The sequence below is a fragment of the Cohnella cholangitidis genome (assembly GCF_014107495.1).
In the GTDB taxonomy this organism is placed as follows: Bacteria; Bacillota; Bacilli; order Paenibacillales; family Paenibacillaceae; genus Cohnella; species Cohnella cholangitidis.
In genome coordinates this window covers 3,645,750-3,668,268 of record NZ_CP041969.1, presented here as the reverse complement: position 1 = coordinate 3,668,268, position 22,519 = coordinate 3,645,750, and the positions used below count along the sequence as shown (strand labels likewise).

Here is a 22,519-nt window from a genome sequence, read left to right as displayed (position 1 = left end):
TAAAATTTCGAGGTTATTCGCGGTTTTCCTGCATGACCTCCCGCATTATTATCGTCCGCTTGCAGACCGCACCAAAAAGGGCGCCCCGAATGGGACGCCCTTGCTCACTTGATTTTAATCAAATTCCGTTGCAGCACCGCGTCCCCTTCTTGCGGAGTGAAAGGGGCATTCGTTACGCCGAAAACGTTACCACCGGATTTGCCTGATCAACGCGATTAGCGCTTCTTGATCGCCAGCGCCGATAGGCCATTGAGAGATTTCTCGCCGAATGCGCTCCAAATTCGAGAAGCCTTTCGCCAACCCGTTCAGCCGGGCCGCCAAAGTGGAATCCGTTAGGTCGTCCTCGGATGGATATAGAGCGCTTAGCTTTTCGATCGCGTTCGGGAACCTCTTGAGATAATACTTCTGATGTCTAGGCTCAGCCATATGGAATTCCTTGAAGGGCAAGATTTCCGTGTCTAGCGTCCCTTTCTCCGACTCCATCCGTTGCTTGACCCGATGAATCGTCTCTTCCTGCTCCGCATCGCGGTAGAACAACAGGGATTGATATTGCCGTCCTTTATAGCCATTAATATTAACGGGGTTATGGTTGTTCCAGAACACTTCGACCAGTGCGTCGTGGGTAATGAGTTCAGGGTCGAAGTCGATCTCGACCGCCTCGGAATGATCGCCCATCTCGCGGTAAGCAGGATGTTCCGTGGTGCCTCCCGCATACCCGGTGCGGGTTCTAATGACGCCAGGCAGAGAGCCGAACAAAGCTTCCGGACTCCAGAAACATCCCATCCCCAGCGTTGCGGATCGGATATTATCCTTGATTTCGCGCGCCCCCCTTAACGGTGAAGTTATTTTTTGACGTCGGGAAGGCCGCTCACCAGAAAATCGTACAGCATAAGCAGCTCTTTCGACGGACGAATGCCAAGTTCCCTGCTTAGCAGCTTAACATAATCGGTATACTGCGCGGTCAGGCCTTTTTTATTCCCTTCCTGCGCGTGAATCTTCATCAGCAGACGGACGATCGATTCGTCCAGCGGATTGCGGGCATGCAGCTTAACGAGCAGCTTGTGGGCGGCGGCCGTGTTGTTCCGAGCTGCGAGCGCCTCGGCCAACTTCGTTACGAAAGAAGCGTACAGCTCGGCCAATCGCTCCGTCTCGTGTATCGCCCACACATAAGCTTTGCTGCCGAACAGATCCCCCGTGTACAACCTTTCGACTTGCAACAGATTCTCTATATCTCCGGCTTCCATGCCGATTGCTTCGCCTGCTTGCCGTTCGAACGTCTCGAAATCAATGGCGGCGCGGCTGAGCTCCAAGACGTATCCGTAATTCTCGGAACGTACGGCTTCCCGCAAACCGAACGGTTCCAGCGACTTCCGTAATTGATAGACGGTCGTGTTCAAGTATTTCTCCGCGTTGTCCTTGGTCATCCCGCCGAAAATATCGGTAATCAAGCGGGAACGGGCAACCCGTTTGCCCCGATACAGCAGCAGATAGGCGAACAGCTCGGCGCTTTTGCTCGAGATCCATTTCACCCGCCCCGACTCGTTCTGAATGGAGAAATCCCCTAGAGCCGTAATGACCATTTCGCTTGAAGCCGTGGCAACGGAGTCCTTCCGCGGATGCCCGTGCAAGGAGTCTCTGCCTGCCAGCACGCGATTCACCGTCCGTTCCAATCGCTCTTGGGACACCGGCTTGACCAAGTAATCCACCACGGACAGCTCAAAAGCTTCTAAAGCGTATTGCTTGTGCGAAGTAACGAATACGATCTGCGCCTTGCAGCCCGTCTCCTCCAACTCGGCGGCGAACGCGAGTCCGCTCTCGCCCGACAAGGAAATATCGACGAAAGCCAGCCCGACGTCGGCGTTCTCGCTCAGGAACGCCGCTGCGGAGCGCGTATCCGTGAAGGCTCCCGCAACCTGCACCTCGGGAAACTTGACTAGCATTTTCCTCATGATCAGATGCATCACGGGTTCATCGTCAACCAAGATCACTTTCATGCGCGCTCACCGCCGCTTCCTGTTTCATCAATCTCTCGCTACTCTCGGAGCCGGGTAACGTGAACGCGAACGTCGTTCCTGTCCCCGGCACGCTATCGAACTGAAGAATGCCTCCATGTATGCGAAGGAATTCGCGGGTCAGCACGAGACCGAATCGCATCTCGCCTCCCTCGTTAGCCAGCCCCGGCTCCTTGAAAAACAGCTCTTCTTGTCGCAGCAACTTGGAGGTCTCCTCGTCGATGCCCGCTCCGTTGTCCCTCACGCAAACCTTAACCCTGTCTCCGTCCAAAGAAGCTCCGACATCGATTCGACCGCCGATTCCGGTGAATTTGATAGCGTTCGACAATAGGTTACGGAAGATCAAATCGAGCATTTCCTTATCGGCAATCACCGTTAACGTCTCATCGACTTGCTCCTCCATCCGAATTTTTTTCATTCCTGCTCTGGCTCCGGCCAAGGACAGCGCCTGCCGGACAACCTGCTGCAGGTTCCAAGCCATCGGGCGAAAAGCAACTTCCCCGTTCTGGCTCCGGTACCAGTCCAACAAATTATCGACGAGGTGGAACGTGCTTCGTACTTGCCCTTGGATCTCCCGAAACACTTCCGCATGGAGGATATCGGAGTCTGCAGGTTCTTCGCCCAGCAGGTCGGTCAAGCTGACGAGATGCGCGATCGGATCGCGGATATCGTGAGCCACGACGGTGAAGAGCTTGTCCTTGAACGCGTTAAGCTCGGACAACTGCCGGGCGGTTTCCCGCAAACGCGCTTCGTTCTCCATTAGCTCCGTAATGTCGTTGAACATCAGCATTTTGCCGATCGAGTTTTTACCCGTATCATGAACATAAGAAAAGCTGCAAACGTAATGCTTGGTCCGGCCCTCTCGGTAGAGTTGAAGGGAGAAGCGCTCATCCCGTCCTTCCGCGGAGGCGATCCGTTCCGGCAAATCCGGGATTTCCGACAAGAAAGCGCCGCCCGGGGCAGGGTAGCTTCGAATGGCGGACAACTTCGGAAATACTTCCCCCGCCGCGACGTTGTAGCTTACGATTTGGTCCTCGTGATCGAGCAAGACGACTCCGTCCCGGATCGTATCGAACACTTTGGCCAGCGCAAGCGGCGTTAACCGCAGCAAATTAAACCGGAATATGCCCCATAAGTAAACAACGCCCGATACGGCGAAGCCGAACGGAGTGAAATCGATATTTTGCGCGAAAATATAGACGATGTTGAACAATGCCGGAGCGGCCGCTCCCAGGATCAGCACGACGACTTGTTTCCGTACTTGGGGCAGCATCCTCCAGTACATCGGGATAATCGCCCACATGCCGCATGCCAGAATGGAGTAGTTGTAGATCGAATGCACGATATACCAAGGACCCTTGACGGTCGTATACGCGGAAGCCGATGCGTCCGTACTCTGAATGTAGTCCGAATAGACGAGATGATGCCAATCGTTCGTGAGATGGAGAATGAAGGTTAAGACGGGGATGATGAACAGGAAAAAAGTAAGGCGACTGCGCAAGCGCGCCGATACGCCGGTAAATTGAACGATCAGAAGAAGCCACAACGCGGTAACGAACGGGATACCCAAATATTGCAGCTGAAGCGACAGCTTCACGCCCCGCAAGCTCGGGCTCAGAATCTCGAACGCGTAACCAATCGCATAAAATGCCGCCGCCAGCATCACCAGAATCATCGTACGCGCCACGGGAAGTTGCCTTTTCCTGTACGATAGCACGGCAACGAGCAACATAAGCGCCGTCGCGGCAAAAAGCAATATCGACATCCATTGTCTCGCGTCCACGATCAAGGCCTCCAGCGCTCGAATTTCCGTGCAACCGATCCTCCCGGATCGGATTAAGGTTATCGTAAGATATTATAACATTAAGCATAGAAACCATGGGAGTTTAATGGGGTATATCGGTTGACGAGATTTCGATTTCGGCGGTTGGGCGATTTTGCGGTTGGGCGATTGGGCGTTTTCGGGGATAACGGCACGCCATGCCGTTATAAGGCAACATGTGTGCGATTCTTCCATTTTAGCGGCACGCCGTGCCGTTATTAGGCAGCATGTGTGCGATTCTTCCATTTTAGCGGCACGCCATACCGTTATTAGGCAACATGTGCGCGATTCTTCCATTTTAGCGGCACGCCATACCGTTATTAGGCAACATGTGCGCGATTCTTCCATTTTAGCGGCACGCAAAAAAACCGGTGTCTATTGGCACCGGTTTTCCTTATAGTTCAGGCTATGTACTTGATGATTAATCCCTGCTCATGATCTTCGAAAGAAGACGAAGCATCTCCAGATACAGCCACACTAGAGTGACCATCAGACCGAATGCCCCGTACCACTCCATGTATTTAGGCGCCCCTTGCTGCGAGCCCGATTCGATAAAATCGAAATCAAGCACCAGATTCAAGGCGGCGACGACAACGATGACGAGCGAAATGCCGATGCCGATCAAGCTGTTATCGTGCAGATAAGGAACCGTGACGCCGAACAAGCCGAGGACGAAGCTAAGCAAATAGACAAGGAAGATTCCCGCCGTAGCCGCGAACACTCCGAGCTTGAAGTTTTCCGTCGCCTTGATGATCCTTGTTTTATAAGCAAGAAGCAAGGCTACGAATACGGCCATCGTCAGTAAAGTCGCCTGCATTGTAATGCCCTGGAAGCGCGATTCGTAATTCGCGGAGATCGCCCCGAGGAATACGCCTTCCAACGCGGCATAAATCGGTACGAGATAAGGCGAAGTTCTAGGCTTGAAGCTGATAATCAACGCGAGGATGAACCCGCAGATCGCCCCTCCGATCGCAATCGGGAGAACGTTCCGGCCGTCGAAATACATCGACCACGTCACGAATGCCCCGCCGAGAAGAATCGCGAGCATGATGAACGCTTTGTTGACCGTTCCTTCGATTGTCATTTTCTCCGTGCTGCCATACCCGCCCGTTCGTTCGAACGTATTGTCATTCAATGTGGGATTGCCGCTGCGACTATCACCAGAGAAACACCTCGCCAGTTATTTTATTCCAATTATAGCATGGCCTAAGAAGAGTTAGACAAGACCTGTTTTTAAAATAGGGTTTGATAAAAGTAGCAGAAATTGACTGAAATCGTTCGTATGTGAAATGATGTTGTTGGGTGATCATATGAACGATTCTACGGCTAATAGAACTATGAATAGCCTCAGTAGCAATAGAGGCGGAGCCCGCAAAGGGGCGGGACGCAAACCGATAGGCGCAACCCGCAAAATATCGCTGACGTTGCCGCAGGAATGCTGGGACGAGATCGACCGCTATTGCCATAAAGGCGATTATTCGGTGTCCGAAGTGTTAAGAGCGATTATCGAAGATAACCTTAACAATGCCGACATCTTGTAAGGTATGGAGCCAAGGAGAGATTGCAGCGATGATTCAGGATTATTTGGTTTCGGGCGATGCTCGCCTGTTCTATACGGTTTCCGGGAAGGGCAACCCTCTTATTCTATTGCATGGGAATTTCAACGATCATCGGATCTGGGACGAACAGGCCGTCGCTCTTGCCGGCTATTATCAGGTGATCCGTTACGATTTGCGAGGATACGGCCGCTCTAGCACGCCGAATTCCGCCTTTTCCCATGTTGAAGATTTGAAAGCTTTGATCGATGCTTTAGGGCTGTCCAAAGTCAGCCTGATCGGTTCGTCTTTGGGCGGCGGCATTGCCATGGATTTTGCTCTAGCGCACCCCGATCTGGTTCATGCGCTCATCTTGGTCGCACCCTCTATTAACGGCAAATCCTACCCGTTCGCCATGACGTGGCACGGCATAAAGAACTACATCAACGTTCGTTTCAGAGGGCGCGAGGCGGCTATCGAATCCTTTATTCAGAGTCGCTACTGGCAATACTTCTTTCCTTCCTTGCACAAGAATCACGCCCGAGAACGCGTCCTCGACAACGTCCGAAACCCGGATAACTTTTGTCGGTTTCCTCCCCATCTCTCGACCGCTATTAAACCTTATGCCGCCAAACGATTAAGAGAGATTAGCACTCCAGCTTGCATCATCGTTTCCGACCAAGACCATCCTTACAACATCAAGACCGCCGATACCTTGCATGAGGAGATCAAGTCGGCATCCAAAGTCGTCATGACCGGCTGCGGCCATCTTCCGTTCGTCGAAGAGCCGTATGAGTTTAACGAGATTGTATTGGGGTTTCTTGATGAGCTAGAAGCTTAATAATTTCCGCCTGCAAATATTCAATGTCGTTAAACAGGGATAACTCTCTTCCCCAGAAGACGGATTCCGCATCGTCGTCCTCGTAGGAGAACACGGTTCCGTCCGCCTTGAAATCGATCGACGTCTCGAGCGCGCAATATTTCAGCCACCAATGCTCGCCCTCGTTATGCCTTCCTTTAGCTTGAATTTGCCGGCAAGAAAACAAGGGTTCATTTTATCGATATTGAAGTGATAGAACTGGATGTTCAAATATAGCAAAGTCGATCCGTCGTCGCCGTTCGCCCGAGAGTAAATACGAGACATGTACTGAGGAAAAAAGTTGCCGGCTTGATCCGGCGATTGGTTGATGCTCTTGCTCGGCTCGCAGCCTATCGTGTTGCCATACACGGGAGAGTAGCCTTCTTTGGACAAAAGAAGATCCGCATCCCTAAGCAGCAAGATGCTGTTGCCGACGATATTGCGGACATTCTCGATCGATACGCGCATCGTTTCATTAAGATCCAACTTATTCACTCCTATAATTCCATGATATCGGCGCTACCGGATTGATCGGCCGCCTTTTACTATTCGCGTAGACCCAGCCTAGGTTGTTCACGCTTGTCAGAGTAAACCCGGGGAAGGCGATGAGATCCTTCCTCTTCAGGTACTTAAGAAGATCTTCCGCGATCAATTGATCCGCTCCCGATCGCGGGATGGTTTTGATTGCCGAGTACATGGATTTCCAAGACAGCCAGTACAACCGTTCGGGAGAAAAAGAGCTGGCTTCATTGAGGCGAATCGAGTCGAGAGTATCTTGGAGGTCGTCGCGCGGCATATAAGATTCAAGAGTGAGATAGATCATCCGTATGGATAGAATCCGCTCATGCCGGATGCCCAGCTCGGCGTAATTCCGAACATCGTGCAAATCTTCGATTTCTCTCGCCAACTGGTCCCTCTGAGACGAGTGCGTTCTTTCCGATTGTTCGACGGAATGGTCTTCGACGCTGGATTTCATGGACATATACTTCGCTTCGATGCCGACCAAATGCTCACCATCCGGGCAATGCAAGACAAGGACGAGATCCGGTTCGCTGCGTTGTAGACGCGGCCAGAAAATGTAGCTGATCTTCGCAATTTCATCCGGGAGCTTCAGCGGGTCATTTTCCAGGTTCACGCTGTTTTGGAGTATGTTAATCGTTGTCTCGGGCGAGGAAAGGTACTTCAACATCCCGAAGATGCTGGAGGTCAGCATATCCTCGCTCCATGTCAGTCCCGACGGGGCTTTGCCGTGCAATTGCGCTTGTATCATTTTCTTTCGTTCCTTTGCAGGTTAGGAGATAGTTACTGCTTAGGTCTCCTCGAATTCGCACAACCCTATTAGTCGGTTTTGGCGACTAACTTGCTTCCGAGAAGGACCACCAAGGTGGAATTAGTCGGTTTTGGCGACTAACTCGCTTCCGAGAAGGACCATCGAGGTAGAATTAGTCGGTTTTGGCGACTAACTCGCTTCCGAGAAGGACCACCGAGGTGGAATTAGTCGGTTTTGGAGACTAACTTGCTCCGAGGCGTGCCTCAGAGACCTAAGCAGTAACAAGAGATATCCTTAATAGTTCTATTGTTGAGGGGATAATCCTGCCCTTAGGCCTCTCATCCCCGGTTCGCAGCCATCATCCTATGAAATAAATCTTCACCATAGCTCGTAGGCGAAGGCTCTTGTCTCGTCAGCTTATAAGAATGCGGGCCTTCAAAAGACGCGCGGGGGACAGGAATGCCGCATGCTTCAGTTGTACGTAGGCCCAGCTTGCCAGTTCATAAAAGTGCGTAACGATGTAGACTCTCAGCCGCAGTTCATGGCAGACGGAGAGCAGATCCTTCGCGATGGCCGAGCCTTCGCGCTCCGTCGTGGAAGCGAAAGGTTCATTCATCAACAGAAGGGAACGAGAGGTTAACTGATCGACGATCCGATCCAGTCGCGCCAGCTCTTCGTCCAGCTTGCCGCTGCGCATTGTATCGTCTTCTTCTCTGGTGAAATGCGTAAAGACCCGATCGCAAAGACTAGCCCGGAAGGAAGCGGCGGGTACGAACATTCCGCACTGCATCATGAGCTGCGCGAGCCCGACGCTTCGCAACAGGGTCGTCTTCCCTCCTTGGTTCTCGCCCGTGATCATGAGCAAATACGGCTCCTCGGCCTGCAAATCATTGGTAACCGGTTGCCGTCCGATACGGATGGCTAAGCCGGGATCGTATAGACCTGTAAAGGAAAGCCCTCTCGCTTCCGACGGTAACGGCGTGGGAAAGGCCGTCCCGCATCCCCGCTCGGCCAATTCTTCGTACAAACGCATACAGCCCACGTAGAAGCCACTCTCATAGCGAAGTAAATCCGCGAAGCCTAGACACTTATCGATAAAACGCCTTAGAATCCGAAGCACGTTCGATAAGGCGCCCTCTTCGATTTCTTGCAAGCTATGTCCGAGGAGAAACGAACTGGTTTTGCCCGCTGCTAATCTGCCCAACGATAAGCTCGGAGCGGCGTCTATCTTGCGCAACGTTATGCCCTTCCCTTTCAGGCCATTGCCGATTCTGCCTCCGATGATTAACCGGCAGTCCTGTACGGCTTGCTGAAGGATTCGGTGATGGGTCCGGGCAGCCGACAGAAATGCATTCGTATAGGTGTGCTCAAGCCATTCGAACAGGGAAGTCACCCCCTTGGAACGGTAACGCGGCGAAGTCATTGCCGCACCCAAGTCGCGAAGTTCTTGAAGCTTGTCCAGTAGAACGCCAAGGAAAGCCGTTGCGGTTCTAAGCTTGTCGCTTATCGGAAGGTTACGCGAGAAACTGGGCTTCATCTGCGCCCGATAGTCGGCTGCCCGGAGATCGATGTCGGACGCAATGCCGTATATGCGATGGATGAGGGGCGGATTGTCGATAAAATCTCTTAGGATTTGCTGTCTGTGCACAATCGCGTTCTCGTCCGTTAAGGGAGATAGAAGGAGTTTCTTGACTACGCCATACACATATCGGTCCTGGCGCGACATGACGTTCAGGATCGGTTCGATATGCAAATCTTGCTCAAGCTGTTGTTCAGGGACTAACAGGCTGAGATCGGGCTCCCCGGATTCATACAGCAGATTCGGTCTCATAGCGGAATCCGCTCCTTCATTCGTTGTCTTGTCAGACCGTATTTCTCGGCAATGGACGAGGCATGGACAATCCCGTCGGCGCTCCGTCGGCGGATGCGGAACGTTCGCTTATTCGGGTCGAATTCGTCCGTAGCAGCAACGAGGCTTACGATCCGTTCGTCCGAGTTCGCGAGTTCAAAGACATGGGTCACATACAGGCACATCGAGCCTCTCCGAAGCAGAAGCCGCAAAATATGGCTGCCCATCGCGTAAGCATCGTGAGTTGCCGTCGTGAAGAACAATTCATTCAACAGAATGACGCTGTCGCTTGTGGATTCATCGAGAATAGGTTTAAGCCGGTACAATTCGTCCTGCAGCTTGCCCGAGTTATTATCCGGCTCTTCCTGCGTGGGGAAATGGGTGAACATACGATCAAAATGAAATACAACCGCTTCCTCGCACGGAACCGGACATCCGATGGAGCTTAAGTGAAGAATTTGGCCGAGCGAGCGGACGAAGGTCGATTTGCCTCCTTGATTCGGACCCGTCAACACGCAGACTCTTTCGTTAGGGGCAAGGTCCAGATGATTCCCAATGATCTTATGCTCGGTGCCCGGCATACCGGAAGAGGCTAGCGAAAGATCGTATCCCCCTCTGATATGGAACTCCCTCGTATCCCCAATTACCGGATAACAATAAGCTAACCCTTTATTTTTTAAGGATTGGAAGTACTGCAGACAAGTCACATAGAATTGGATTTCCCGATCGAAAACCATCATGGAAGGTTCTATAAAATTGAAATGCCTTTCGTAGTAAGCTCTTAGTTTTCGAAATGGCTCCGGGTTGTTCTTCTTGATCGCGTCGAGCAGGCTTTTCTCCACCTCGGATAGGTGCAAACCGGCAGACAACCGTATCTCGTAAAGCTCCTCGTCATCCTGCCCTTGAGTAAATACACGGCTTAACTCCCTGCAATAGTCTTGATCGTCGTCATCCGCGGATATCTTGATTTTGCCGCCTGCAAGGGTCATGCTGAACCCCATACGGTCAAATTCCCGATGCAGTTCGTTCGTCTCCATGCGCAGCGAAGTAAAGGATGCCGTTTGAATATAGCGGGTGAACCATTCATAACAACGCTTAAGGCCTTGGGATTGCAACTCTACGGCGGTCATCACACGATGCAGCTCCATGACGGTCTCGCAGTAGAGGGTTGCGGCATCCAACAGCCATTTCATCTGCTGGTCTCGATCCGGCAACGTCCGGCTATATCGAGCGTATTCCCGTACTTTCCACATGCCTTGCGAGAAAGCGGCCATGGAATCCACCGAAACGGAAGTATCGATTTCATGCATGATCTCTATCCGATAGCGGATGGACTCGATTCGATCAAGCTTGTCGTAAAATAGAGGCTCAAGCTCGTACTCCTCCCTCCCTTGCAGCATCTCCCGAATGATTGTATCCATGTGAATGTCATGAAGAGAGCCGGAAGGATGGCATTCGACCTTAGTCGCTAGCGGATCTTCATGATCGAACAGAATGCTAGGGTACTCCATGGAACGCCCTCCCTTTTTTATTATTTATTGTGGGGGGTTACGAATGTGAATTCAATTTCTGCTACCTCAATCAAACGGGAAATAAAAAATCCCGATCCAATCCGATGACGCACGGACTAGATCGGGATTTCGCGGGAGTGCCGAAGAGGGCTAAATTCCCAGAGTTCGGGCGAAAGCCAATGTATTATTCAAAATGAGGTCCTTGTTAGATAAAGCCGACTGAGCAATTCGTTCTCTCATCGCGCTTGCAAAGTCATCTACGGTATTGACATTAACGCTATCGAATCGGTTATCTATTCGGGTAGATCGCAAATCTTTCATGACCTTGTCTTGATCTTCGCGATACTCCTTCGCCCAGTCCGGATTTTTCTGCAGTTTTTTGGCGAATTGGATGAGTATACCTCCTGCATTTCCTCCATTGGCGATGGCTTCTTTCCATTTCGAGAACGCTTCGGGATCATACCTTTGCATCAAATCCCCTGCATTAACGTATTCCGCCGGCGCTCCGAGTGGCTTCCGAGGCAGTTCGACGTAGCTGACATTGCCTGTCTCCGCATCAACCTCACGAGTAGTGGCAACCGCCGCCAACAAATGGATCGTATCCAGAAATTCCGATGCTTCTTCGGGTTGCATATAATGATCCGCCAGAAACTTGGCCTGAGTTAAGCCCGCTTCCAGCAAGGCGGAGCGTTCCTCGGAGCTGTAGTCGACATTGGCCGCAAACAAATTAGATTCAATGAGGCGATCCACCGCCTCGCCGACTTCCGGGCTCTTCCCGGCAAGCACCTTGTCTAACGAAGCTTTGATCTCTTCGTTAAAGTACATTTTCGCGGCTTTATGCTCGATAACCCCGTTCGGCAGCTCGCGGGCAACTACCTGACTTAGCTCGACTGTATCGTGGCGAAGAAATGGCGACAGATTGCCGGTTTCCATTTTAGGAGAATCAGGAGTCGCCGACGCGGAATAGAGATTAGGTAACGCGGAGTTTGCAGCGGCATTAATTCTCATATATAGCGCTCCTTTATGATTATTTCATAATATATACAGTTCTCTCTATTACAGGATACCGAAAAGAGGTCATATCTGCATAGTGGTTTTAGGCGAAAAATCGACAAATTTTCCGGTTGGCGATCAACCTTTAACGTGGGCATCGGGAGCCTTGTCCGGCACTAGATTCAGTATGACGTTATGCTCAAGCAGCGCCTTCAGCCCGCACAGCACCATCGTATACCCACCCATGGAGTCAATGGCTTGATGGACGATTTCGTCTCCGTTGCCCGTGAATCCCGAGTTTGTAATCGTGACGAAGGTTTCGTTATCGGTTCGCGGAGCAAAAATCCACTCGACCTTGGTACCGTCCGACGATACGATCCGAATCCGCTTGTTCGGCTCGATTTCTTCTACAAACACGTTATCCCAAACCCCGTACATTTCCCAATCCCACCGGACATGCCTTCCGGTCTCTAATCTTCCGCTGCCTTTGGTGAACCAGAATTTCGACGTGATGGTCGGATCGACAAAAGCTTCAAATACTTCTTCGGCCGGTCTGCGAATCAGCATTTCTGCTTTAACGACCGGAATTTGATTCAAGGTTGCCATCTTAACCGCTCCTTCTTGTCGTTCAACCACTATTCTTCTTCATCTCTATGCCTTCCATCCCTAACGACTCCAGAATTCGAATAACCTCTTGCATCGCGATCTCGACCTCATGCTTAGTTCCCATCGTATTCGTAGCGTTGCAGATGCTTACGATCTGATCAACGAACTCTTTATGCTCGAGGTAACCATCAAGCTCTTCTCTAATAGGGAGCAGCGACGGGAATGACACGATTGCCCATGACAACATAAGAACGATAAACCACTTGTAGTGATATTCTTTAACGTAGCCATGGGTTATCCACGTTGTAGCCCTGGAAGTTCTCATGGCTAGTTCTATTGGATCTAATTGATGAATCTTGGTTAAAGATAGAGCATGCGGATGGCTAAATAGCTCTATTAACCTTCCGCGTACGATCTCCCGATCCCTGTGGTCGATAATATCCGGCAAACCGCGAGCGATATAATCCGCTTCTCCGAGTTCATGAATGAAGATGGAATTCATTTCGTCGGGTTGTACACTCGGTTTTATTTTGATCGTAATATCTTTATTGTATTCGTTCGTAAACGCCGTGTAATTCACATCGTTAGTCGTACTGACGTCAAAATGAAGGACTTTCCCGTAACGAGTAACGTTTTGGGAGACTTCATCATGCAGGCTCTCTGCTTCAGGGGCATGTTGAAGGAAGCAAGCCAAGACAGCGTCGCTGGCTGCCTTGGCTTTATCTTGATGCGTGCCCTTGCATTGGCTAAACGCTCGATCATAAATTTCAAGTAAAGATACTATGTCCAAATAGATCGGTCTCCTCACGCTTGCTTAGAGCTTGAACTTCTCTACCGCTGCTTCCAGACCCTCGCTCCTCTGCTTTAACTGCTCGGTCGTGTCCGCTATTCTCTTCGCCGCTTCCAGTTGCTCGACGGACATCTTCTGAATGGATGCCGTATTCTCCGCGGCTTGTACGGAAATCTGGGAGATCTGCTCTACCGATGCGGCAACTTCCTCGGAACCGGCCAGAACCTCCTCCGCTCCGGCGGATATTTCCTGAATCCCGTTGTTCACGATAACGAACCGATCGATCGTGTGGTTAAACAGCGATTCCGCTTGACCGGACAGCTCGGTTCCCTTGACCATCTCATCGCTTCCCACCGACATTCTCTCGCCGATATGAGCGGATTCCTGATGAATTTGCTTAAGAAGGGAAGTGATGTGCTGCGCGGACACGGAAGATGCTTCGGCAAGCTTGCGCACTTCTCCGGCTACGACAGCGAAGCCCGCTCCTTGCTCTCCCGCCCTCGCCGCTTCGATGGAGGCATTCAGCGCCAGCAGCTTCGTTTGGTCGGCGACGTCCGTTATCGATAGCAGTACCGGTTCGATCTCCTTCATATAGGAGTTGAGAACCTGTACGGAGTTGGCCGTCTGGGACGCGACATCCGACATCGTCGCCACTTGCTCTCTCAGGCGATGAATGGAATTTTTGCCTTCGTCCGCGATTTCCAACGCCTCAAGCGAAGCTTTCGATACTTCGGAGGAAGCTTCCGCGACGCGTTGAATAGCAAGCGTGATCTCCTCCATCGATTTGGCGCTGTCCTCCGCGCCTTGACGTTGATGTTGCGCTCCTTCCGCCAGCTCGGTTATCGATTGCTCAAGCTTTACGTTCAGGCTCACCAACTGTTCCGCCTCCGAGCTAAACTGATCGGTAGATTGAACAAGGTTGTGCGTCGTCGCCTTCATATCCTGAGTAACGTCCCCGAGCGTGACGCCCAGTCTCTCGATCATCTTGGTCATAGCGGAGTACACTTGCCCGATTTCGTCTTTCGAAGCGACTTGCTTAGCATTCATATGTCTTTTCGCTTCCGCTACGTCCCCGCGGGCTATGGCTTCCGCGCCGTGCACGATAATCCCTAACGGCCGCAAAGCACGGGACATGAACCACACAATCAGAAGGAAGAAGACGAGCACCAGAATTCCCATGACGACGAATACCGGCGTACTTTGTTGAATAACGTCCTTATAGATCTGCTTGGAAACGGATACGTCCGTATCGATTCCGAGCGCCCCGATGACTTCTCCCGCCGAGTTGCGCAGAGGCGCATAGGACGAGATGTAATCGCCATATTCCGGGTTCTCGATAACGCCCGATTTGGCAGACTGCCCCTTCATAATCGCTTCTACCGCTTCCTTCGGCATGTCGGTCACTTCGCCGATCGGCGACGCCGAATCCGATCCTTTGGGCTGCCCGTCGATCAGGATAATCGGCTGCCCTTTGTCGTCGATTTGCACCGTATACACATACACCGCGCCGATCTGTTCCCGGTAACGATTCAGCTCCTCGCGAATGTTCCAATAGAGGTCGTTCTCTTGGACATCTTGCAGAAACGTTCCATAGGCCTTCAAATCGAATTGCCCTGCATAGGCCTCCGCTGTATGAATACTGAACTTGCCAATCGCTTCTTCGCTTGCCTGTTTAGTGTTCTGAACTTGCATATATATTAGGGTCGTTGACAGGATAATAAGTATCGCCAGAATCGTAACGGATAGCTTTAATACCAAGCGGCTTCTAAGTCCAAACATGTTGTCAGTTCCCCTTTGGATGTGGTTTGCCGAATATCGTGCAACAAAATGACTTTTTTCCTATTGATTCGACAGGGATCTTGGGTTCTCCTTCTCGGTATTTGCGTCAATATTCAAAACAACTTTATTAGACAAGATACGATCAATAGTCAATAATTAAGTTATTCTTGAATTTGCGGAGGCTTAGCATAATGCAAAAATTAGGCAGAAACGACCCATGCCATTGCGGCAGCGGCCTGAAATACAAAAAATGCTGTTTGAGTAAGGACGAAGCAGGTAATGTCACTCGGTTGACTCAACCTAATCCAAAACCAATGACGCCTCTAGACATTATTGAAACCGAGCTTACTTGGGCTAATGAGCTGCATAAGCAAATTGCTATATACTTCTTTAATAATACCTATGACTTGTATGAAAATAGGGAAATCGTCGCCGTTATCCGAATGTGGCATGATTATGCCACCGCGATTGTTCCGATCGCCAAAAAAATCGGCGTGTACCCTGCAGCGCTGGAGTATATCCTCGGCCAAGTATATGGATATGAAATCACTCAAAGCTCGCTGGCAGACAAATATGGGGTATCGGTCGGGACGCTATCGCAACGTGCTAATCAGATTTTCGATTATCTAGATGAACATCTATCCGAGTTTCCGATTTCTCCGTCAGGCCCGAATGCTTCTGCCGACCCCCAGTCACGGATGAAGATGGAGCAAGAGATGCTGCGCGTCCACGCACTGCTGGAAGAACAAAATTTCGGCACCATAGAGGAAGCAAATGCATTTGTTCAAAATATGATGACTACGCAACAACCTAAAGGAACCGCCAAACGTAAAAGTCCCGGCAAGCTAGAGCAAGCCGCGGAAATTCTCTATGCGGCATGGGACGAGCCTAATCCGAAACAACGGATCAAGCTCGCGCAGGAAGCGCTCCTCCTTGATCCCAACAGCGTCGATGCGTACAACATACTCGCCGAAAGTGCGGCCGCTACGCCTAAAGATATGGCCTTTTATTACAAACAAGGGATGATGGTCGGGGAGAAACATCTCGGTGAAGCCTTTTTTAAGGAGAACAAGGGACATTTCTGGGGATACTTACCGACTCGGCCTTATATGAGAGCAAAGAAAGGCTATGCCGAAGCTTGCGCCGAGATGGGGAATCTAACGGAAGCCATAAAACATTATCGCGAGCTGCTGGAGCTTAATCCTAACGATAATCAAGGCGTACGCGAGCTGCTTCTGTCCGCTTATATCGAGACGCTGGAGTGGAAAGATGCTGCCGCGTTGATTAAGCAATTCGATGTAGATGAAAGCGCGGCCTTCAATTATAATCGAATCCTTGTCGAATACGGCATGAACGGCAAATCATCGAAGCTGTCCCCGCTCATCAAGAAGGCCGTTGCACATAATCCTTACGTTTCTGCTTATTTGCAAGGCAAGAAACGGCTTCCTCGCGAAATGCCTGAATATATCGGCTACGGAGACGATCCGGAAGCTATCGTATATGCCCAGATTCATCGCCATCTTTGGTTGATTCGTCCGGAATTGCTTCAGCTTCTTCCTGAGGGAAAGAACCCTCGATAACTAGCGCCATCATGCACATTGGATATAGACAAAGCCCCCTCTTCCCAGTAGAAAGAGGGGGCTTTGCGATGACCATTTATTAGCTGAACAGCCGGTTACTGACCTACATACGCCTTCAGCCAGCCGTCTCCGATACCGGACTCGTCGATCCATTTCCCGCCGCTGTATTTGCCGTACTTCAGGCTGGCGCTCACCTCGGACGTGCACCACTCGTAATTGGAGAAGTCCGAGTTAGTGGATTGACCCAATACGATCGCGTATACGGTCCCGTTCGTTAAACCGCTATAGGCCAGCGGCACGCTCACGACGGCAAAATCCTCGCTTACCGAAGCGGACTTGACCGTAGCCGTCGCCAGCGCCGAACCTGTCGGCTTGTTGTCTTCCGTCGCATACAAGCTCACGGTCAGGTTGCTTGCGTTATTGAATTTCCTTAACTTCAACTCTACCTTGGACAGTTTGCTATTGGCATTGGCCGCGAACGTCTGCCATCTCTTAATCTGATCCTGCTTTTCGCCGAAAGTATAACCGTCCGTCCCGTTGTGGGAAAGATCGATAACGGAGGATGAAGCTTGCCCGGTCGTCGCCGTCACGAAAGCGCTCCAACCGCTAGTACCCGCGCTGTTCGTGGCTCTTACCTTATACGTATGGGAAGTTCCTGCGGCCAATCCGTCATGAACGTAGGACGTATTCGTCGTACTCACGTAGGCGGACGATCCATCGATCTCTATTTCATAGCCGGTGGCGCCCGTTACGGCAGCCCAGCTCAGCGCGATCGACGAATTACTCGCAGCGCCGGCTGTTACGCCCGCCGGTACGGCCGGAGGCTGCGGCTGAGGGTCCGAGCTCAGTGCCACATATAGCTTCATCCAGCCGTCGCCGATGTGGGATTCGTCAACATAGGAAGAACCTGTATATTTTCCGAATTCAAAGCCGCTGTTCACGTCCGTGCCGGCAAGCCATTCGTACCCTCCGCCAACACCCGGATTCGTCTGCCCAAGCACGATGGCGTACTTTTTGCCGTACTGCAGACCGCTGTACTTCAGCGCGGCGGATAAGACTTGATAGTCTTCCGTCACGGAGCCGGCAGCAATCGTTGCGGATGCCAGCGCGCTGCCTGTCGGTTTATTGTCGATTGTCTCGTACAGTTCGACCGTCACATTGCCCGGAGATCCGCCCTTTCTGATCTTGACTTCGACTCCCGTCAGCTCAGGGTAGGGACTCGCGACGAAGGTCTCGTATCTCGTGACCTGATCGGAGGATTGCCCGAACGTATAGCCTTGCGTTCCATTATGCGACACATCGATAACACTGGTCGGAGGCGCCTGCGGCGTGGTCGCCGATACTACTGCGCTCCACTCGCTCGTGCCGCCGCTGTTCGTCGCACGCACCCTGTAGCTGTGGGTGGAAGTCGAGGCAATTCCGGTATGCGCGTAGGAAGTCAGCGCGCCGTTAACTACGATGGTTCCATCTACCTCGATATCATAAGACGTCGCTCTCGCGGAAGCGTCCCAATTAACGGCAATGTCGAAGGCACTCGTTGCCGCCGCATTTAGGCCGACCGGAGCTTCGGGCGGCAGCGGAGGCACTTCGGTTACGGCCGTTACCGGAGCGCTCCATTCGCTTGTTCCAAGGTTATTTTTGGCCCTTACTCTGTAGCTATGCGTGGAGCCCGGAGCTAATCCGGTATGCTCGAGCGCCAGAGCCGGTCCGTTATTTTGCGCGACGCCGTCCACTTCGATATCGTAGCCGGTGGCTCCCGTAGGCTTAGTCCAATTTACTTTAATGGACGTCGTACCGGTAGCCGCAGCCACTACGCCAACCGGAACGCCCGGAGGCTCGGTCGGCGCCGGCGGAGCCGTGACGAATTTGGCTAGGAGCTTCACATAGGCGGCTTGATAATAGATCCCATTCTCGGTAATTTCCCAGGCCTTGTCATTATGCCAAGGGTCGTCGGTACCGTTCCAATCTTTATACATTTTTTGCGCCGGTTGGTCTCTAGGCGGGAATTCCGTGCCGCTGTATTGCTCGCTCGGCCCACCTGGAACAAACCCTGGAGGCGCATAGTCCCACTGCGAACCGTGGGAGAACCATTCGTGGTAAATTTGTTTGATCGGATTTTCCGCGCCGTACTCTTCCATATTGGTCAGGTAAGTGAGACCCAGCGGGTTAACGCCATGGAAGTAATGCAGTACGTTTTGCGCTTTCTTGTCAAAGTTGGCGCGTTTCTGCGGATTAATGTCGTATTGGACGAAATCGTAAGATGAGGCACCCGATCGCGCTCTCACCTGCAGACTGCCCCAGTGATACGAGAAGTCCGGCACAAAGGAACGATACAGATCGTCATTGTCCGTGAACTCCTGGGAGAAATCGTGCAGATCGCGCCGCTCCAGAATATGGGCTTTGACCGCGGGATCCGCGTTCGGCAGCGTCGTATAGAACATTACGCCATCGGCCTGCTCGCCGTAGTACAAACCCCAATAAGCGTCGGACATTGGCCAAGTGGTGCCGTAGTTGTTTTTAAAATACGTGTGATAGGTCTGGTCGCCCGTCAGCGCGAACAAGTACGCGGCCGCAACCGTTGCCACCTGCGCCTGTTGGGCTAGCGGAACATCGGAAGGCCCGGCTTCGATCTCGTAATGATCGGCATTTTCAGTCTTGGGATTCGTTTGATACCAATTGAATGCCTTGATGGCGCGCTCTTTCAGATCGGCCGCATAAGACTGTAGCGTAGGGAAATTCTGGAGCGTATTTGCCGCGTGCGCGAAGTTCAGCGCCGTGACAATCGTTGAGGCGGATGATTTCGGCAAGTAATACCGATAAATTGTACTCGTGCTCGGCGGATTATTAAACTCCCCGATTTTACCATCACCCGGAACGCCCATCTTCATGAGCACGCCGCCGTCGCTTTCCTGCATCTTCTTGAGCCAATCCAGTTCCCATTTCACTTCGTCGAGCACATCGGGAATACCGTTGCCGGATTCGGGGATGTTGTAGTCGTCGGTGAAGATGTCCGGATTTTGTTCATAGGCCGACAGCAGTTCGTTGATCGGCTGCGCCGTAAAGGTCGGGTATTTGTTGAAGTCGCCGGCATCCATCCAGCCGCCGGACAGATCCCTTTCCGTCGCGGGATTGTTGCGATCGAACACGTTTCTTGCCTGCATGTCCTGATGAGGCCCTACAAATGCGGGACCATCGGCGAACGCCGCTCCGGCATGCTCCGCCAGATGCGGGGTGCCGATTCTTTGGTAATAGAATGTTTTGATCGCCGCTTTCAGCACTTCCTTGTACACGTCGGCCGCGATTTTGAATTCGTAGGATTTGAAATTGCCTTCCACATCGTAGATGTAGTAGTCTCCCTCGGTCGTTACCGAGGAAAAGTCGAACCACCAGCCCCTGTCGCCCGACTTCTCTTGCGTCGCTCCCTGATTCCAGATCTGCGGCGCTCCGGCGAACACGACTGCGTCGTCGGACGCTCTCCTTACTTGCAGAGTGCTGCCGGGCGTATAAGAGTCGCTCGCATTATAGCCGACCTGCGGGTCAACGAGGACGGCAACCTTGTCGTCGTTCGGTCTGTAGCCGAATTGGTCTACCATAATATATTTTTGCACCGTCGCGCCCGGTATGGCCGCATTAGCTGTCGATACAGGCCAGCTTCCGACACACATACATATACAGATCAGGGACAGCCATATATTTCTTCTGATTATCACTATGAAATCTCCTCTCAATTAGCAAACCGTCACGATAAATGGCATATGAAAAAACCTTATTAATAGTGTTGAGGCTAGCTCTCTCTCCTTCCGCGATTGACCGATCCACCCGGCAAGTTATTCCGTCTTCCCCCGACTCTTACGAAAACTTTCTTGTCGGCTTGGCGTGCTCGTCCGAAAGTCGGGATGCAGACGCTGCAGCATTTTTATACTAGCCGTCCCCATTGTCACGAAGACAGTTACTCCCGTCATCGGAACTGTCATCGATGTGCATAGACGTAATGTCCGAATCGTGGCGGCAATTCAATAGAAATGCTCCTCCGAACCGTTCGGCTTAAGAAAAGCGGATGACCAGGTCATTAAAAGTCATATTTGCAACCCTGTATCTTCTTCGAATGCTTGAAAAGGACTTCAAGCCACGAATGAAGAAATAGTAAATTTAACCGCTTTTTGTTCAAGCTCTCATTCTATTAAAGCAGGTGCAGGATATTGACGAAATTCTCTCGCCCCCATGAAAGCAAGATGAATGCAAAGCCGCACGCGCCTAATCAATCGCCTAAGTCGAATGAGGAATTGTTCTCGGGAATGAATTCGCAGATGACCCACTCCCAAATCTTGCAGTTGCAGAGCATGATCGGCAATAGCGCCGTTACCCAGATGCTGCAGTCGGGACAGCCGGAGAATCGCACGGGCTTGCCGGATCAGTTGAAGACCGGAATCGAGAACCTTTCCGGGATTGCCATGGATGACGTGAAGGTGCATTATAATTCCCCGAAACCGGAGCAAATAGAGGCGCATGCTTATGCCATGGGCACGGACATTCATGTGGGAGCGGGCCAAGAGAAGCATCTCCCCCATGAGGCTTGGCATGTCGTGCAGCAGAAGCAAGGCAAAGTAAGGCCTACGCTTCAGGCAAAGGGCAAGTCCATTAACGATGATTCGATGTTGGAGCAGGAAGCGGATAGGATGGGCGAGCTGGCCGTATCCGGGCAGACCAAAGCGGCACAGCCGCTTTCCGTCCAAAGCGTGGCACCTGCTGCCGGAGTTATCCAAGGGAAATGGATTAAGGATGCCAACGGAAAAATCAAGGAAGTAAGCGATAGATATAGATTAAAGAGGGGAGAACGAATCGTAGACGATCCCGATGAAGGATTAGCGGATGACGAGCGCGAAGACGACGAGAATGAAGGCACCGAGAGCGAAGACGACGAGGCCGTACAAGAAACGAAAGAAACGAAGGTTCGGAGAAAAGAACTAGCCAAAGAACATAGCAAATTCATGAAGGCTCCCGACGACTATGTGGCAAAGGCTCTGGATTACTCTTCGTCCGAAGAAGATCTTAGCGCGGGAAGCGAGGATATCGCGAATGATTTCGAAAGACTTACGTCCGTCAAAGAATCCATTAAATCAGAGGAAGTCAAGCATTTAAAGGACTTATCGGATCGGTTGGGGAAGGAAAGAAAAAGGGGAGGCTCTATATCCCAAGGAACCTTTGCCGATATTGGCGCTATGCACAGGGACAGACCGGGCGTCGTTTCGGTGAGGGATAATCGCATCCTGCATGCGGCGCATCGCGATATCGTTCCCTTGGCAGACACGAAGAAAAAGAAAGTTCCTATCCCGTATTCGGCCTACCGCAAGAGATTCAATACCGCCGTTCCAAAAGCAATTGAACGCATAGCCGAGCACAATGGACCCGGATTTAAGGAAAGGGTTATGAGAAGACTATCCCCCAAAAGTAAAGGCGAGCTTACAAAATGGCTTAAAAGCGGCAAGGTCGATCTGTCGAATTCGGACGGAAAATCCGCGGCGCTTGAGCATAAAATCAACAAGGGCGGCAAATTCGGTTATCCCGATGGACAAGTCCGATCCAGAAACCTCTCTTTGGTCAACGACGACAGAAAGGACCACAAAGGTCCCCACGCTTTGATGCACAGTATCAAAGGAGCCGAGGGCAGCGGGAAAACCAATTATTCCGCATTGGACGCGCATGCGGCGGGCGCCGTAGCCGCAGGTATCGTCCTTGGTCAGAAGCGTAGGCGAAGCGATTCGGACACAGCCGAATCTTCGTCCGATAGCGACTCGGACACAACTGAATCGTCGTCCGACAGCGATTCGGATTCGAAACAGCCGCCCCCGAAAAGAAAGCCCCCTAAACGCGCTCGTCCACGCGGCAGCGACGATAGCGGTAACGATTGAGATT

At 51.7% G+C, this 22,519-nt stretch carries 17 protein-coding genes; 4 read left to right on the top strand and 13 right to left on the bottom strand.

Annotated features, from left to right (window positions below; genetic code table 11):
• Nucleotides 1-186: 186 nt before the first annotated feature.
• The 4 genes from msrA to FPL14_RS17025 all read right to left on the bottom strand — a co-directional run bounded on the left by msrA (nt 187) and on the right by FPL14_RS17025 (nt 5,014).
• Entirely contained in the window at nt 187-789 is a 603-nt protein-coding gene (msrA, locus tag FPL14_RS17040) for a peptide-methionine (S)-S-oxide reductase MsrA (RefSeq protein WP_267875440.1), read from the bottom strand.
• A gap of 53 nt (nt 790-842) precedes the next feature.
• On the bottom strand, nt 843-1,994 hold the full coding sequence (locus FPL14_RS17035; RefSeq protein WP_182298920.1) for a response regulator: 1,152 nt from the start codon (nt 1,992-1,994) through the stop codon (nt 843-845).
• Complete coding sequence (locus tag FPL14_RS17030) at nt 1,975-3,795, bottom strand: sensor histidine kinase (protein ID WP_182298919.1); 1,821 nt, start codon at nt 3,793-3,795, stop codon at nt 1,975-1,977. Before FPL14_RS17030 ends, FPL14_RS17035 begins: the two co-directional genes overlap by 20 nt.
• 460 nt (nt 3,796-4,255) lie before the next feature.
• The gene (locus FPL14_RS17025; protein WP_182304027.1) at nt 4,256-5,014 is read right to left on the bottom strand and encodes a Bax inhibitor-1/YccA family protein; all 759 of its coding nucleotides are present in this window, start codon (nt 5,012-5,014) and stop codon (nt 4,256-4,258) included.
• Between the two features lie 157 nt (nt 5,015-5,171).
• Here FPL14_RS17025 and FPL14_RS17020 point away from each other — a divergent pair, with 157 nt between their 5' ends.
• Nucleotides 5,172-5,375 (top strand): ribbon-helix-helix domain-containing protein, encoded by a 204-nt coding sequence (locus FPL14_RS17020; protein WP_229263548.1) that lies wholly within the window; start codon nt 5,172-5,174, stop codon nt 5,373-5,375.
• A gap of 28 nt (nt 5,376-5,403) precedes the next feature.
• Nucleotides 5,404-6,210, top strand: a complete 807-nt coding sequence (locus tag FPL14_RS17015; RefSeq protein WP_182298917.1) for an alpha/beta fold hydrolase — start codon at nt 5,404-5,406, stop codon at nt 6,208-6,210.
• Nucleotides 6,211-6,351: 141 nt separating this feature from the next.
• Here the strand turns inward: FPL14_RS17015 and FPL14_RS17010 are convergent, their stop codons facing one another.
• The 8 genes from FPL14_RS17010 to FPL14_RS16975 all read right to left on the bottom strand — a co-directional run bounded on the left by FPL14_RS17010 (nt 6,352) and on the right by FPL14_RS16975 (nt 15,026).
• Entirely contained in the window at nt 6,352-6,714 is a 363-nt protein-coding gene (locus FPL14_RS17010) for a hypothetical protein (RefSeq protein WP_182298916.1), read from the bottom strand.
• A gap of 1 nt (nt 6,715) precedes the next feature.
• On the bottom strand, nt 6,716-7,498 hold the full coding sequence (locus FPL14_RS17005) for a hypothetical protein (protein WP_182298915.1): 783 nt from the start codon (nt 7,496-7,498) through the stop codon (nt 6,716-6,718).
• Between the two features lie 412 nt (nt 7,499-7,910).
• Nucleotides 7,911-9,329, bottom strand: coding sequence for a MutS-related protein (locus tag FPL14_RS17000; protein WP_182298914.1), 1,419 nt, complete (start codon nt 9,327-9,329; stop codon nt 7,911-7,913).
• A complete protein-coding gene (locus FPL14_RS16995) occupies nt 9,326-10,858 on the bottom strand; it encodes a MutS-related protein (RefSeq protein ID WP_182298913.1) in 1,533 nt (510 codons plus the stop codon). Before FPL14_RS16995 ends, FPL14_RS17000 begins: the two co-directional genes overlap by 4 nt.
• A 150-nt stretch (nt 10,859-11,008) precedes the next feature.
• Nucleotides 11,009-11,866 (bottom strand): hypothetical protein, encoded by an 858-nt coding sequence (locus tag FPL14_RS16990; protein ID WP_182298912.1) that lies wholly within the window; start codon nt 11,864-11,866, stop codon nt 11,009-11,011.
• Between the two features lie 123 nt (nt 11,867-11,989).
• The gene (locus FPL14_RS16985; protein WP_182298911.1) at nt 11,990-12,457 is read right to left on the bottom strand and encodes an SRPBCC family protein; all 468 of its coding nucleotides are present in this window, start codon (nt 12,455-12,457) and stop codon (nt 11,990-11,992) included.
• A gap of 22 nt (nt 12,458-12,479) precedes the next feature.
• Complete coding sequence (locus FPL14_RS16980) at nt 12,480-13,247, bottom strand: hypothetical protein (RefSeq protein ID WP_182298910.1); 768 nt, start codon at nt 13,245-13,247, stop codon at nt 12,480-12,482.
• 24 nt (nt 13,248-13,271) lie between these two features.
• The gene (locus tag FPL14_RS16975; protein WP_182298909.1) at nt 13,272-15,026 is read right to left on the bottom strand and encodes a methyl-accepting chemotaxis protein; all 1,755 of its coding nucleotides are present in this window, start codon (nt 15,024-15,026) and stop codon (nt 13,272-13,274) included.
• Nucleotides 15,027-15,217: 191 nt separating this feature from the next.
• On the opposite strand from FPL14_RS16975, the gene FPL14_RS16970 reads away from it, so the two are divergent.
• On the top strand, nt 15,218-16,606 hold the full coding sequence (locus tag FPL14_RS16970; RefSeq protein WP_182304026.1) for an SEC-C metal-binding domain-containing protein: 1,389 nt from the start codon (nt 15,218-15,220) through the stop codon (nt 16,604-16,606).
• A 95-nt stretch (nt 16,607-16,701) separates the two neighbouring features.
• Here FPL14_RS16970 and FPL14_RS16965 read toward each other — a convergent pair whose 3' ends face one another.
• The gene (locus tag FPL14_RS16965) at nt 16,702-20,316 is read right to left on the bottom strand and encodes a glycoside hydrolase family 9 protein (protein WP_182298908.1); all 3,615 of its coding nucleotides are present in this window, start codon (nt 20,314-20,316) and stop codon (nt 16,702-16,704) included.
• Between the two features lie 489 nt (nt 20,317-20,805).
• Between FPL14_RS16965 and FPL14_RS16960 the strand changes: the two genes are divergently transcribed.
• Nucleotides 20,806-22,515, top strand: a complete 1,710-nt coding sequence (locus FPL14_RS16960; RefSeq protein WP_220471166.1) for an eCIS core domain-containing protein — start codon at nt 20,806-20,808, stop codon at nt 22,513-22,515.
• Nucleotides 22,516-22,519: the final 4 nt, after the last annotated feature.